The sequence below is a fragment of the Pseudomonas sp. FEMGT703P genome, from assembly GCF_002786345.1.
Taxonomy (GTDB): Bacteria; Pseudomonadota; Gammaproteobacteria; order Pseudomonadales; family Pseudomonadaceae; genus Aquipseudomonas; species Aquipseudomonas peli.
Map to the genome: position 1 here is coordinate 910,650 of NZ_PGCM01000005.1, position 13,801 is coordinate 924,450.

Here is a 13,801-nt window from a genome sequence, read left to right on the forward strand (position 1 = left end):
AATCATGCCTACATCGCTACTTCAACCTGTCCAGGGCCGATTACACGGGCTCTGATCACTCTGTTCGAGCGCTGATTGCGCACACTGATTTGCTTGCCAATTATGCCGTCAGATAAGGCTTCGCCCTGCATTCGCACGCTGATACCTGCGCTGCGGGCGCTGATAACAACCTGATCACCTTTGCGGATGGCGTCGGCCATTTGTACATGGATGGGCGCAAGCGCCTGGTCGGGTAACAAAGGGCGCGTCAATTTTTTGCCGATAGCTTGCTTCAGTGCAGTGAGATAACCCTGGTTGAGTAGGCCGACATCCCGCTCAGCCAACATCACGTCCATTTGTGTCAACAGGATGTCTCGCTTCAACGGTCGGCTGGCGATCACCACTTCGCGGTACAGGCGCACTTGTCCGGGCACAAACACCGTCCAAGGCGAGGCGCCGTCACAGCGTACGCGCAGGGTGACGCGGCCAATCGGCTCCGCAGGGCTTTCCAAGGTTGTGGTCAGGGGCTGCTGGCACACTGGCAGGCGCAAGCGTGGGTCGAGTCGGTTGATTTGAATCTCATGGCGGCCAGCGATGTTGCTACGCTGTAAATAATCGTTCACCGCTTGCTCAAGAAAAACTTCGCCAGCGCCGATAAGTTGTTCAGGTCGTGTGGCGTTGGCTGTTGCTAAAGCGCTATAGCCGACTGCCAGCAAAGCGGGTACAACTGCCAGCCAGTAGCGGCATTTTGCCAGTGAGTGTCGGTTCGTTGTCGTTTCAGTGTTCATATGGGTTAGATAGCAAGGCGCGTGCCGCCTGCTACGCTGACAGCAATCTGTTACTCAAATAAGGAGTTTGGGTATGGCCGGTGTGATGGATTCGGTTAACCAACGAACTCAGTTGGTTGGGCAGAATCGTTTGGAGTTGTTGCTGTTTCGTCTGAACAGCAACCAGCTGTATGGGATCAATGTTTTCAAGGTGAAAGAGGTGCTGCAGTGCCCCAAGCTCACCATCATGCCGAAATCGAGCCCGGTTGTTCGTGGTGTCGCCAATATCCGTGGCGGCACTATTCCGATTCTTGATTTGTCCATGGCCACCGGCAGCGCGCCGCTGGCTAACATCGACAACAGCTTTGTCATCATCACTGAATACAACACCAAGGTTCAGGGCTTTCTGGTGCACTCGGTCGAGCGCATCGTCAACATGAACTGGGAGTCGATTCATCCACCACCCAAGGGCACCGGTCGTGACCATTACCTCACAGCGGTCACCCACCTTGACGACAAGATGGTTGAAATCATTGATGTCGAGAAGATTCTGGCCGAGGTGGCTCCGACATCCGAAGTTATCTCTGAAGGTGTTCTGAATGCGGAGACCCAGGCTCGTGCGGTGAGCAAGCGTGTGCTGACCTGCGATGACTCATCGGTGGCGCGTAAACAGGTTACTCGCTGTCTGGAAACTGTCGGCGTGGAGGTGGTTGCGTTGAATGATGGGCGTCAGGCACTGGATTATCTGAAGGCGATGGTGGACGAGGGCAAGAATCCCGCAGAAGAGTTTTTGATGCTGATTTCCGACATCGAGATGCCGGAAATGGATGGCTATACCTTGACCGCGGAGATTCGCGCAGATCCGCGCATGCAAAAGCTACACATCATCCTGCATACTTCGTTATCTGGCGTGTTCAACCAGGCCATGGTGAAGAAAGTCGGCGCGGATGATTTTCTCGCTAAGTTTCGCCCGGATGACCTGGCTGCACGGGTAGCTGACCGCATCAATATCGCGGCAGGGGACTGAGGGCTTTGCCCTCAGTGAATCATATGTTTGTCGAGGCCTCGCGAGTGTCTACAGGTAATTTGGATTTCGAGCAGTTCCGGACTTTCCTGGAAAAAGCCTGCGGCATCCTGCTTGGCACCAACAAGCAGTATCTGGTTTCCAGTCGGCTCAACAAGTTGATGGAGCAGAACAGCATCAAGACCCTGGGTGAGCTGGTGCAGCGCATGCAGAGTCAACCACGTAGTGGTCTGCGTGAGCAGGTGGTCGATGCCATGACGACCAATGAAACCCTGTGGTTTCGGGACACTTATCCGTTTGAAGTGCTGAAAAACCGTGTGCTGCCGGAGATGATCAAGGCAAGCCCCGGTCAGCGCCTGCGCATCTGGTCGGCGGCGTGCTCTTCGGGGCAGGAACCTTATTCACTGTCGATGACCATCGACGAGTTCGAGAAGACCAATATCGGTCAGCTCAAGGGCGGTTTGCAGATTGTGGCCACCGACCTCTCGCCGACCATGCTGATTAACTGTAAATCCGGTGAATACGACAGCCTGGCGATGGGCCGCGGGCTTTCCCAGGAACGTCTGCAGCGCTACTTCGACCCTAAGGGGCCGGGGCGCTGGGTGGTCAAACCGGCCATTCGCAGTCGCATCGAGTTTCGTCCGCTCAACCTGCTGGACAGTTACGCCAGCCTGGGCAAATTCGATGTGGTGTTCTGCCGTAACGTGTTGATCTATTTCTCGGCCGAGGTGAAGAAAGACATCCTCACGCGCATCCATGCCATGTTGAAGCCGGGCGGTTACCTGTTTCTGGGGGCTTCCGAAGCGCTTAATGGCCTGCCTAACCACTACCAGATGGTGCAGTGCAGTCCTGGAATCATCTACAAGGCGAAGTAACAGTCGTTGTATTGAAAAACGGGAGGCCATTGGCCTCCCGTTTTTTATTGCGGACAGTTCCTCACGAGTTGCTGACCTGCGTTGCGGGGCTGGGTGGCAGGCACTGGCTGTGGGTATCTGGCTCAAGGTAGGGCTGCAGAATCGGGGCCATGCCCTTGAGCACCTGCACTGGCAGGGCTGAGGTGAAGCGGAAGCTTTCTGCCGCGCGGCCTGGGACGAAGGCGGTAAGTGTCCCGTAGTGGCGAGCGCCGAGGTAGAACACGAATGTTGCCGTACGGTTCATCGCCCGCGAGCTGAGTACCCGGCCACCGGCGCCAACGGTTTCGATGCGATTGTCGCCAGTGCCGGTTTTGCCGCCGACTTTCAGCGGTTGGCCGTCCGCCTGGATAAAACTACCGAGTAGGCGCCGCGCAGTACCGGCTTCAACCACATCGGCGAGGGCGCTGCGCAACGCGGCTGCAACCTCAGAGGCCATCACTCGTTTGCCCGCGGTTTGATCGCGTACCACCAGGGTGTCGTAGGGCGTATCCGCAGCGAAGTGCAGGCTGTCGATGCGCGCTGTGGGCTGCCGAATGCCGTCGTTCTGAATAATTCCAACCAGTTCGGCCAACGCGGCCGGCCGGTCGCCAGAGCTGCCGATGGCGGTTGCTAGCGACGGGACCAGGTGGGCGAAGGGGTACCCCAGGTTTTGCCAGCGCCGATGAATGTCGAGGAAGGCCTCCACCTCCAGCATGATGCGGATGCGACTGTCGCGGGCGCTCTTATGTCTGCTGCGGAACAGCCAGCCGTAGACTTCCTGGCGTTCGTCCTGGCTGGCGGCCACCGCATTACTGAAGGTCGCTTGCGGTTGTTCGATCAGGTAGCCCAGGAGCCACAGTTCAAGCGGGTGGACGCGAGCGATATAGCCTTGATCGGGCAGGCTGTAGGTGCCGGGGCCGTAGCTCTTATAGAGCTCGGCGATGCGCTTATCACTGAGTTTTTCCTGGGGCAGGTACTTGCGCAGGAAGGCGGCGAAGCTGGCTTCATCGCTATATGGCATCAGATAGCGGTGCACGGCGGCGAGGCGTACCGAGGTGTGGCGCAAGCCGTTGAGGAAGGTGTCCAGGCGCTGTTGCTCGGACTGGCCCTGATATTTTCGCCAAAAACGCAGCAGGAAGGTGGTGCCTTCGCGGTCGGCGAAGTCCTGCAGATAGGCTTGGCGGCGCGGGTCCTTATCGTCCTTGAGCAGTTCGGCGCTGTTGTTCGGGCCCTGGTAGGTGCTGTAGCGCACCAGGTCGCGCATCAGGCGGATAAACGGCAGGTTGAGAGACTCGCGCAGGGCTTCGCGCATGCTGGCGATGCGCTGGTTGTCCTCGCGGCGGAAGTTGGCGAAGGTGTGAATGCCACCGCCAGTGAAGAAACGTTCCCCGGGGCTGGCCGAGTATTTGCGCTCCAGCGCGGCATCAAGCATGGCGGGCAGGCTAGCGTTGGGTGTGCTCTGCAGATAGCCGATGGCCCAGCGGGTAAGGTTGTCCTGGGCGTTGACTGCGCGCAATTCGCTGGCGCTTTGGCCGGCATGGCGCTGGTGCAGCTCGGCGATGATTTCCAGGTAGGTGGCCAGCACCCTGAGCTTGGCGGTGGAGCCCAGCTCCAGCTTGCTGCCTTCATTGATGTCGAACGGCTGGTCGGTGCTGTCGGTTTGCACCCGTACCACGCTGCCGTTACTGGTGCGCTCGAACAAGGTGAAGCTGTAGCGCACATCGGCAGTCTTTTCCGGGGACAGCAGACGCTCGCCAAACAGGCCGATTTGCCCGGCAAACTCCGGGTCTGCCAATTGCTGCAGGTACTGGCTAGCGGCTTGCTGCAGCTGGTTGTTCAGTGTGCTGGTGGCGCTCAGGTCGAGGCGATCCAGGTCATACAGCGGCATGTTGAGCATGGCTGACAGCCGCGCCCGCGAGACGCTGATGCCTTTGTTGCCGTCCACCGGCTGCAGGTTGGGTTCCAGGGCCCAGTCGCGGTAGGTGAGTGGCTGGTTCAGTGCCGCATCGCGTAGCGCCGCGTCAATCAGGCCGCCGGCGGCCAGCAGACGAATATGGCTATCGGTCAGTTCGGCTAGGTCATTACGGCCCTGAGCCAGGTAATACGAGGGGCGGCGCTGGGCAATCATCAGGGCCAGTACCTGACGCAGCGCCAGGCCGCGCTCGGCCAGGCTGGCATCTGGCGAGTGCGCTGGGTCGAGCAGCAGATTGACCTGGGCGAAGTCCGCGCCAAACCAGATGCGCAGGCCATCGGCCAGGCCATGCACTTCGCCATGCCCGGGGGCGGCGGAGAGCGGCACGCTATTGAGGTAGTCGCGCACGATATTTTCCCGCGCAGCCAGTGTCTGAGGGCCGCTCTGATAGGCGCGCACGCTGGCGGAAAGCATCTGCCGCAGTTTCTCCGTGGCCGACAAGGTCAGGCCATCCGGGGAATGGCGATACTTCTCCAACTGGGTGGCCAGGGTGCTGCCGCCGGCAGACTGGTCCTGCATGTCCAACAACTTGCCGACCTGGGAGATGGCCGCCATGACGAAGCGCGGCCAATCCACCGCTGGGTTGGCCAGCGGCTGCTCGGGGTCGAGCAGCTTACGGTTTTCGATAAACAGCAGGCTGCTGGCTACCAGTGGCGGGATGGCGTTGAAGCTTGGGTAGCGCTGTTGCGGGTAGCGGAATTCATAGAAGGGCGTGCCGCTGCAATCACTGATGCGCAGGCCACTCTGGATTTTTTCCGGGTAGGGGATAAACAGGCCGCGCTGGGCATAGCTGAGCAGGGCGGGGGAGAACTGCGCCTGCTGCTGCACGATGTAATTGCGCTGGCCAAGGCGTTCCAGCATCAGGGGCAGGTAGGTGTAGCCCTGGCGCTTATCGAAAGGGCCTTCTTTGGGGTAGATGATCGACGGGCTGGGGCCTGGCTTGACCCGGTAGCTCAACGTTTGCGCATAGCGGCTGAGTTCCTGAGCCTGAAAGCGTGAGGTGCGCACTTCCTCGGCCAGCAAAAAGCCGGCAGCGATGCACAGCAGTAAAACCAGCAGCCAGAAAGTGACCTTCACTTTACTGATGGGCTTGCGCCGGTTAGGTGGTTCGCCAGCCGGCAGGGTGGTGATATCGAGTTGCCAAGGTGCGCCCATATTCATTTAGCCTGATGTACTCATCCATAGGTTTGACAGGTTGCTGAATAACATCAGCGGGCTTGAGCACTGAGTTCCTCTCAGCTGGCCACTGCCTGTAGTTTAGTCGTTGGTGCAGTAGGCAAGCCGGGATGGGCTTGGCAGCCGGAAGATTTTTTGCTGATTTTTATGCGCGGCTGTTGGATTAAGTGATCAGCGGCAACACCGCGATACGGGAACTGGTGCACGATTGTGGTGATGCTGCGTTGAGGCGCAGTTCGCTGGAATTTTGCCGTGACGGAACAGGCGACGAGTGAGCGATGCAGCGCGATCATCGGGAGCAACTCAACCTCAGTTGGCAGGCCAATGCCGATGCCTGGACGGCAGCCGTGCGCGAGCAGCGCATTGAAAGCCGCCGGTTGGTGACGGATGCCGCCATCGTTCAGGCGATTCTGGCCCTGGCGCCTAAGCGTGTGCTGGATCTTGGGTGTGGCGAGGGCTGGTTGTGCCGTGGGCTGGTCGAGCATGGCATTGAGGCGGTTGGCGTGGATGCTTCCGCCCCGCTGATTGCTGTGGCGCAGCAGGCGGCGACAGGTGCGTCGCAGTACCGCGTATGCGGCTATGCCGAGCTGGAAAGTCAGGCCCAGCTGCTGGGCCGTTTCGATGTTCTGGTGTGCAACTTTGCCCTGCTGGAAGAACCCCTGACGCCGACCCTGAATGCTTTGCATGGCCTACTGACGGAGAACGGTCGCTTATTGATCCAGACCCTGCATCCTTGGCGTGCCTGCAACGATGCGAGCTATCGCGACGGTTGGCGGGTGGAAACCTTTGCCGGCTTCGGCGAGGGCTTTGCCCAACCAATGCCCTGGTTCTTTCGCACGCTGGAGTCTTGGCTGGCGTTGTTCAGTGAAACCGGCTGGCGCCTGCAATGGCTGCAGGAGCCGTTGCACCCGGAGAGTGAACAGCCGGTATCGCTGCTGATGCTGCTGAGTTCCGAGCGCAGCTGAACCGGCTGTACTGCCGATCAATCGACGATAAACAGCCGAGCTCCGTCGGTCGTGGATGAACGATGTGCCTCAGCCTGATCAGCCACCTGATAGCTCATGCCCGCTGTCATGACAAAGCGCCGGCCATCCTCCAGCTCGGTGTGCAGTTCGCCTTCGAGGCACAGCAGGATGTGGCCTTTCTTGCACCAATGATCGGCCAGGTAGCCGGCGCTGTACTCGACCATGCGCACGCGAATGTTGCCGAACACCTGGGTGCGCCAGTAGGCCATACCGGTTTCGCCGGCATGTTCGCTGCGCTCAATCTGGCTCCAGTCGGTAACGCCGAATGGGATATCGCTGAGGTTCATGGTGTCAGTCCTTTGCTCAAGCCGCTCAACTGCGGCGTTGACGGTCTTCTGCATAGCGGCGCATCACCCATTGGCCGGCCGGGTGGGCGTGCAGCTCATCGAGGAAGGCCTGGGTCTTGGCATCGTGTCCGGCAATGCCTTCCCACGGCGTACCGGCCGGGGTGAAAAGCGGGGCGAAGAGGGCGGCGGCGCTGATATCGGCCAGGGTCAGCTGCTCACCGACCAGATAGCGTGATGGATCGCCATGGATGCGCGACTCGATCAGTGCCAGGCCTTCGAGCAATTCGGCCTGGGATTTCGCCACCCGCGGCGGCGTCACGCCATACAGGCGTTGTACGCCGTTGATCAGCACCGGCTTCATCAGGTCACGCATGCCCAGCAGCGGGCGGTAGACCTTGAGCATGGCGTGCATCACCGAGTCCCATTGCTTGATCTGGCCATACAACCAGCGGCGTACATGCACACCCAGGCGGTCGAACTGTTCTTCCAGTTCCAGCACCTCGGCGCGTTGTGCTGCGTCGGTCGGCAGCAGCGGACGCTCTGGATAATGCTGCTCCAGGTACAGGGCGATCTGCGTGGAGTCACCGATGACCTGCTCGCCATCCTTGAGGATCGGCAGGGTGACGATATTGGCCAGGCGCTTGCTTTTCAGCCGGTGCAGACCAGGAAAGAGGTTATCCACCTGAAAATCGAGGCCCTTGTGGTCCAGGTGCCAACGGGTTTTTTCGCAGTAGTGGGATATCGGGAACTGATAAAGCGTGCGCATGGTGGGCCCTCGACAATGATGCGCCGAGTGTACGGGCTGTTTGGTCGACTACCCAGTCGCAATCAGCAGTCCAGGCTTTCGTTGGGGGAGCCATTGCCCAGGCCACTGTAGACCTGGGCAAACAGCTTAGGGCGTGCGTTGCAGCTCGACCTTGCCGGTGGCACTGGCCAGCAGATGCTCCGGCAAGTCGAGCAGGTCATCATCGAAGGTTTCCAGCGGCGGCGGGCGACGCTCGAAACGCGAGCCGAGCACCAGCAGGCAAGGGGTCAGCAGCAGGGTCAACACGGTGGCAAAGCTCAGGCCGCCAGCGATGGCGCTGGAAAGCTGGGTCCACCACTGGGTCGACGGCGCGCCAAAGCCCAGGCTTGGGGTGAGCAGGTCAACGTTAACCCCGATCACCATCGGCACCAGGCCAAGGACCGTGGTCACGGCGGTCAGCAGCACTGGGCGCAAGCGCAGGCTGCCGGTTTCCAGCGCCGCCTCACGCGGCTCCAGACCCTGGCGGCGCAGCTGGTTGTAGGTGTCGATGAGGATGATGTTGTTGTTCACCACGATCCCCGCCAGGGCGATCAGACCCATGCCGACCATCACGATGCCGAACGACTGGCCATTGACCAGCAGGCCCATCAGCACCCCGGCGGTGGACAGCACGATGGCCGAGAGCACTAGCAGCGACTGATAGATGCTGTTGAACTGGGTCACCAGGATGATAAACATCAGGAAGATCGCCACCGCAAAGGCAGTGCCGAGGAAGGTCGCGGCTTCACGCTGGTCGGCGTCTTCGCCGGCGAACTTCACCTGCACATCAACGGGCACCTCACCCATGGCTTCACGCAGGGCCTGCAGACGCTCGTCCAGGCGCGCGCCTTCGTCGATGTCGGCCTGTAGGGTGATGGTGCGGTTACCGTCGACCCGGCGCAGGGTGCCGACCTTCGGCGCCTGTTGCAGCGAGACGAAATTACTCAGCGGAATCTGCCCGGCCGGGGTGTTCAGGGTCAGCCGGCCGAGCTGGTCAAGTGAGCGCCAGTTGGCCGGCAGGCGCACGCGGATATCCACCTCGTCGGTGGCGTCTTCCGGGCGGTAGGTGGCCAGTTTCAGGCCGTTGGTGACCATCTGCACGGCATTGCCCACGCTCAGCACGTCTGCGCCAAAACGCGCGGCCGCCTCGCGGTCGACCTTGACCCGCCATTCGATACCCGGCAGGGCACGGTCATCCTCAACATCCTTGAAGCCGCCCAGGCGCTGCATGTTGGCGCGCACCTGTTCGACCCACTGATCGGCCTTGGCCGGGTCCATGGAACTAACCTGTAGCTTCACGGGTTTGCCGCTGCTGGGGCCTTCTTCCTGTTTGCGGAACTCCAGCACGATGCCCGGGATGTCCGCCGTTCGCGTGCTCATGTCGGCGAGGATCTGGCCGGCCGAACGCCGCTCATGCCATTCGACGAACTGGAACTGCAGGGTGCCGATCACGTCCGCACCGAGCTGGCCGTCCGGCTGCGCCAGGGAGCGGGCGTACAGCGCTTTGACCTCGCTCATGCCGAGCAGGCGCTTCTCCACCTGTTGCAGCAGGGCGTCTTTTTCTTGCACCGATAGATCGCCACGGGCGCGCAACCAGATCTGCGCGTTTTCCGGCTCGACTTCGGGGAAGAACTCCACGCCATGGTTGAAACGGCCATAGGCGGTGTAGATCAGCGCAATCAACGCGAGGATGCCCAGCAGGGTGAGCCCTGGGCGCTTCAGCAAAGCGCCCAGCAGGCGACGATAACCCACGGCTGCTCGGCCTGGCTGAGTCGGCTGCGGCAACGGTTGGCCACCCGTGACCGCGCCGAGCACCGGCAGAAACACCAAGGCCATGGCCAACGACGCTAGCAGGCAGACGATCACCGTGGCCGGCAGGTATTTCATAAATTGGCCGACCACACCGGGCCAGAACAGCAGCGGCAAAAACACCACCAGGGTGGTGGCGGTGGACGAGATGACCGGCCAGGCCATCCGCATGGCGGCATTGGCCCAGGCTTGGCGTGGCGTTTGCCCCTGGTGCAGGTAACGGTCGGCCAGTTCTGAGACGACGATGGCGCCGTCCACCAGCATGCCAGCCACCAGAATCAGACTGAACAGCACGACGATATTCAGGGTGAAGCCGAACATCCAGATCACCAGGATGCCGGTCAGAAAGGCCCCTGGAATGGTCAGCCCAACCAACAGCGCCGAGCGCATGCCCATGCTCGCCACCACCAAAATCAGCACCAACACGATGGCGGTCATCACGTTGTTGAGCAGGTCGCTGAGCATGCTCTGCACCTGCTGCGACTGGTCCATGATGTAGCTGACCTTGAGGCCTTCAGGCAGCAGTGGTTGGGCTTTGACCATCAGCGCTTTGACCTGCTCGATGGTGTCAATGATGTTCGCGCCGCTGCGCTTGGACACCTCCAGCACCACCGCCGGCTGGCCATTGATCCGTGCGTAGCCGGTGGGGTCCTTGAAGGTGCGGTGAATGGTGGCAACGTCGCCGAAGGTCACCACGCTGTCGCCGACCACCTTGATCGGCATGGACAGTACGTCTTCGAGGTCTTCGATCACCCCGGGCACTTTCATACTCATGCGCCCGGCACCGGTGTCCAGGCTGCCGGCGGCGACCAGGCGGTTGTTGCGGCTGACCAGGTTGAACAGCTCGTTGTAGTCAATGCCGTAGCTGTCGAGCACCTGTGGGTCTACGACGATTTCTAGCAGGTCTTCGCGGTCGCCGCCTATTTCTACCGAGAGCACTTCGGCGATGCCTTCGACGTTCTCTTTCAGGCGTCGGGCGATGTAGACCAATTCGGTTTCGGCAATCGGCCCGGACAAGCCAATCGACAGCACCGGAAACAGCGCCACGTTGACTTCATTGACCGTCGGTTCCTCGGCTTCCTCCGGCAGCTTGCTGCGGGCGGTATCAACCTTCTCGCGCACATCGGCGAGGGCCAGCTTGGCATTGAAGCCGGCGTCGAACTCCAGAGTTACCGAGGCATGGCCTTCGCTGGCCATGGAGCGCATTTCCTTGACCCCTTCGAGGCTCCGCAGCTCCTGCTCCAGGGGGCGAACCAGCAGGCGTTCGGCGTCTTCCGGGCTGATGCCTTCGAGGGTTACCGAAACATAGATGATTGGGATGCTGACATCCGGATTGGCTTCCTTGGGGATGGCGAAATACGCCGCCAGCCCGCCTAGCATAAGAAATAGCAGCACCAGCAGGCTGGTGCGGCTGCGATCCAGCGCCGCAGCGATCAGGCCGTGCATATCAGCTACCCCCTTTGGCCAGCTGGCTGATCACCTGCTGGCCCGGCTCGACAAAGCCCTGGCCGAGGGTGATCAAGGCGACCTTGTTAGGCAGGCCGCTGACCCAGGCGCCCTGGTTGTCGACGCTGATCAGCTGCACGGGCGTGAACTCCACCTGTTGCTGCTCGTTAACCCACTTGACGCCATGCCGGCCGGCTTTATCCAGGCTCAGCAGGGCGGGCGACAGGCGATGGGCCAGGGCTTCGCCGGTCTGTACATGCAGGGTCGCGCTGGCACCCGCCAGGCGCAGGGCTTGCGGGTTATCAACCTTGACCTCGATGCGGAAGCTGCGCGAGCCCGGATCGGCGGCGGCGGCGATAAAGTGCAGCTCGCCCTGCAGTTCGCGGCCGTCGAGCAATTCGACCTTCACCGGCTGCCCCAGCTTGAGTTGGGTGACTTCCTGCTGGGCAATCTGCGCACTGACCTTGAGCTGGCTGATGTCCACCAGGGTCAGCAAGCTTTGCCCCGGCTGAACGAAATCACCCAGCTCGACCATGCGCTGGTCATATACCCCGGCAAAGGGCGCGTTGATCTGCGTGTTGCCCAGCTGGATGCGTGCCAGGTCGAGTTCGGCGCGGGCTTTGGCCAGTTCGCTCTGCAGGCGGATCAGTTCATTGGTGGAAACCAGGTTGCGTTCACGCAGGCGTTCGGCGGCGCTGGCGTCGGCGGCGCGCTGGCGTACATCGGCCTCGCCCTTGGCCACCTGAGCCGGGCGGTTGTCGGTGGAGAGGCTGAGCAGCAACTGACCCTGCTTGACCGGGTTGCCTTTGTCCTGATCCAGGCGCATCACCGTGCCGCTGATCTGCGAACGCAGCTCGACCCGGCGCCAGGCTTCGATCTGCCCTTGCACCACATGCTGGCGCTGCATCGGGCTGGCTTCCAGCCACTGCACTTCAACCTTGGTCAGACCCTTTTCCTCCACTGGCGCATCGGCCGTGGCGGTTTCCTGGGTCTTGAACAGCGAGCCGCTGAACAGCCACAGCACGAGCAGCAGACTGATGGCGACGGCGATCAACCAGGGGCGTTTGGACAGCTTACTGAACATGGTGGTTACTCGTGGCAATGGGGTTGAGCAAGCAGTTCGGCGGCCTGAGTGCGCAGGCCGGCAATAATGAAATCGGTGACGCGGGCGAAGTACTCATCCAGGGCAATCGGCTCAGCCCAGTGGGCAAAGCCACCGGAGGCGATGCGTGCCATTACCCCGTTGACGCAGGCTTCCACGCCCCACAACAGGTTCTGGCAGTCGCTCTGGCTGAGCGCCTGGTTGTTCAGGGCCACGCCGAGCATGTCGCTGAAGAACAGCTGGAATTCGCGCTCTATATCGAGGAATTGCTGGCGGTACGGGCTTTCCAGGCGCTCCTGAAACTCCGGGCGGTCGCAGTGCAGGCACAGCTGCGCCTGAATCGGGTTAGCCAGCATCTGCTCGAAGGCGCGGTGGATCACCCGGCGCATGGCCTCCTGCGCGGGGCTGGCGGCATGCAGTTCGCGCAGTTCCAGCAGGTTGGCGCGGCTGAGGTCGAGCACCAGGCGCGCATACAGCGCTTCCTTGCTGGGGAAGTGCTTGTACACCGTGCCTTTGCCTATGCCGGCGGCAAGCGCCACTTCGGCAATCGTCACGCGATCCCAGGGCTGCTCGGCAAACAGCTGGCGGGCCGCATCGAGAAGGGCGTTTTCGCGTTGTTCGAAGAGTTGATCTTGGTAGCGCATACGGATTTTTCAGAGGTTGTGACCGGTGGTCATGCTATGACTGTTGGTCACGATGCGGCAAGCCGGCAGTTGTAACAGGCTTTGCCGTGATTGGATGGATCAGGGTTTAAGGATGGTGTGATGTGCTGAGTGGTTGCCAGAGTTGCGCATAACGGCCGCTGTCTTTCAGCTCGCGCAGGCCCTGATCGAAGAGTTGCTGCAGGCGTTCGCTCTCAGGCAACTGGCGCGAGAAAATCAGGTGGTAATCCCAGGTATCGTAGGTTTGCGTGGTGGTCAGGTGGGCGCGTTCCTTGGCACTGAGTTGGTTGAGCACATGGCTGCCCGAGCCTTTGACGATGTCCACCGCATCAATGCGCCCGGCGGCCAGCTTGCGCAGGTTGATCAGCTCATCCCCGCTGGCTTCGTACTGCACCCAACCGCGCTGTTCGGCTTGCTCCAGCACTGGCATCTTCGCCGATCCCAACGGAATGCCGATGCGCAGACCATTGAGCTGCTCGGCCCCTGCGAGGCGGCCGTCCCAGCTGATCGGTTTGTCGCGACGGTAGAACAGCACCAGTTCATCGCTGTAGACCACAGCAGAAAACAGACAGTCGGCCTCGCGCTCCGGCGTGCGACCCCAGATGGCCGAGGCTTGCCAGTGACCCTGTTTGACCTCTGTGTAGGCGCGCTTCCAGGGGAAGAAACCGTATTCCACGCTGACGTTCTGGCTGGCGAAGACTTCGCTGATCAACTGCGGTACTACGCCGTAGTGAGGCAGCGATGCGCTGATAAACGGCGGCCATTCGCCGATGGCGATGTGTATTTTTTCCTGGCTATGCAGGGGCTGGCAGAGGCCAGCCCAGAGCAGCAAGACGGAAAGCAAACAACGCATGCAGTGCTCGATATTAAGGCGG

11 protein-coding genes are annotated in these 13,801 nt (G+C 61.0%); 3 read left to right on the plus strand and 8 right to left on the minus strand.

All coding sequences use genetic code 11. The features are described from left to right. Positions 1-8: 8 nt before the first annotated feature. Entirely contained in the window at positions 9-767 is a 759-nt protein-coding gene (flgA, locus tag CUR33_RS08095) for a flagellar basal body P-ring formation chaperone FlgA (protein ID WP_289239258.1), read from the minus strand. A gap of 73 nt (positions 768-840) precedes the next feature. Here flgA and CUR33_RS08100 point away from each other — a divergent pair, with 73 nt between their 5' ends. Together CUR33_RS08100 and cheR are read left to right on the plus strand one after the other, a co-directional pair. After that, entirely contained in the window at positions 841-1,773 is a 933-nt protein-coding gene (locus tag CUR33_RS08100; protein ID WP_090248441.1) for a chemotaxis protein CheV, read from the plus strand. A 44-nt stretch (positions 1,774-1,817) separates the two neighbouring features. Then, complete coding sequence (gene cheR, locus CUR33_RS08105) at positions 1,818-2,645, plus strand: protein-glutamate O-methyltransferase CheR (RefSeq protein ID WP_160015726.1); 828 nt, start codon at positions 1,818-1,820, stop codon at positions 2,643-2,645. Positions 2,646-2,706: 61 nt separating this feature from the next. Here the strand turns inward: cheR and CUR33_RS08110 are convergent, their stop codons facing one another. After that, complete coding sequence (locus tag CUR33_RS08110) at positions 2,707-5,790, minus strand: transglycosylase domain-containing protein (RefSeq protein ID WP_289239259.1); 3,084 nt, start codon at positions 5,788-5,790, stop codon at positions 2,707-2,709. A gap of 299 nt (positions 5,791-6,089) precedes the next feature. Here CUR33_RS08110 and CUR33_RS08115 point away from each other — a divergent pair, with 299 nt between their 5' ends. Next, entirely contained in the window at positions 6,090-6,776 is a 687-nt protein-coding gene (locus tag CUR33_RS08115) for a class I SAM-dependent methyltransferase (protein WP_289239260.1), read from the plus strand. A 17-nt stretch (positions 6,777-6,793) separates the two neighbouring features. Here CUR33_RS08115 and CUR33_RS08120 read toward each other — a convergent pair whose 3' ends face one another. From CUR33_RS08120 to CUR33_RS08145, 6 genes are all read right to left on the minus strand, one after another. Continuing rightward, entirely contained in the window at positions 6,794-7,123 is a 330-nt protein-coding gene (locus tag CUR33_RS08120; RefSeq protein WP_090248436.1) for a DHCW motif cupin fold protein, read from the minus strand. Positions 7,124-7,148: 25 nt separating this feature from the next. Continuing rightward, complete coding sequence (locus CUR33_RS08125; RefSeq protein ID WP_289239261.1) at positions 7,149-7,889, minus strand: glutathione S-transferase family protein; 741 nt, start codon at positions 7,887-7,889, stop codon at positions 7,149-7,151. 126 nt (positions 7,890-8,015) lie between these two features. Beyond that, entirely contained in the window at positions 8,016-11,162 is a 3,147-nt protein-coding gene (locus CUR33_RS08130) for an efflux RND transporter permease subunit (protein ID WP_289239262.1), read from the minus strand. Between the two features lies 1 nt (position 11,163). Further along, entirely contained in the window at positions 11,164-12,246 is a 1,083-nt protein-coding gene (locus tag CUR33_RS08135; RefSeq protein WP_289239263.1) for an efflux RND transporter periplasmic adaptor subunit, read from the minus strand. Between the two features lie 5 nt (positions 12,247-12,251). Beyond that, positions 12,252-12,908 (minus strand): TetR/AcrR family transcriptional regulator, encoded by a 657-nt coding sequence (locus CUR33_RS08140; RefSeq protein WP_289239264.1) that lies wholly within the window; start codon positions 12,906-12,908, stop codon positions 12,252-12,254. A 106-nt stretch (positions 12,909-13,014) separates the two neighbouring features. Then, entirely contained in the window at positions 13,015-13,779 is a 765-nt protein-coding gene (locus CUR33_RS08145) for a substrate-binding periplasmic protein (protein WP_218276623.1), read from the minus strand. Positions 13,780-13,801 lie beyond the last annotated feature (22 nt).

Bases quoted from the DNA above. Each gene is read 5' to 3' on its own strand.
- CUR33_RS08125 (WP_289239261.1), bottom strand. From the start codon at position 7,889: ATGCGCACGCTTTATCAGTTCCCGATATCCCACTACTGCGAAAAAACC.
- CUR33_RS08115 (WP_289239260.1), top strand. From the start codon at position 6,090: ATGCAGCGCGATCATCGGGAGCAACTCAACCTCAGTTGGCAGGCCAAT.
- CUR33_RS08145 (WP_218276623.1), bottom strand. From the start codon at position 13,779: ATGCGTTGTTTGCTTTCCGTCTTGCTGCTCTGGGCTGGCCTCTGCCAG.
- CUR33_RS08120 (WP_090248436.1), bottom strand. From the start codon at position 7,123: ATGAACCTCAGCGATATCCCATTCGGCGTTACCGACTGGAGCCAGATT.
- CUR33_RS08100 (WP_090248441.1), top strand. From the start codon at position 841: ATGGCCGGTGTGATGGATTCGGTTAACCAACGAACTCAGTTGGTTGGG.
- CUR33_RS08130 (WP_289239262.1), bottom strand. From the start codon at position 11,162: ATGCACGGCCTGATCGCTGCGGCGCTGGATCGCAGCCGCACCAGCCTG.
- flgA (WP_289239258.1), bottom strand. From the start codon at position 767: ATGAACACTGAAACGACAACGAACCGACACTCACTGGCAAAATGCCGC.
- CUR33_RS08135 (WP_289239263.1), bottom strand. From the start codon at position 12,246: ATGTTCAGTAAGCTGTCCAAACGCCCCTGGTTGATCGCCGTCGCCATC.
- CUR33_RS08110 (WP_289239259.1), bottom strand. From the start codon at position 5,790: ATGGGCGCACCTTGGCAACTCGATATCACCACCCTGCCGGCTGGCGAA.
- CUR33_RS08140 (WP_289239264.1), bottom strand. From the start codon at position 12,908: ATGCGCTACCAAGATCAACTCTTCGAACAACGCGAAAACGCCCTTCTC.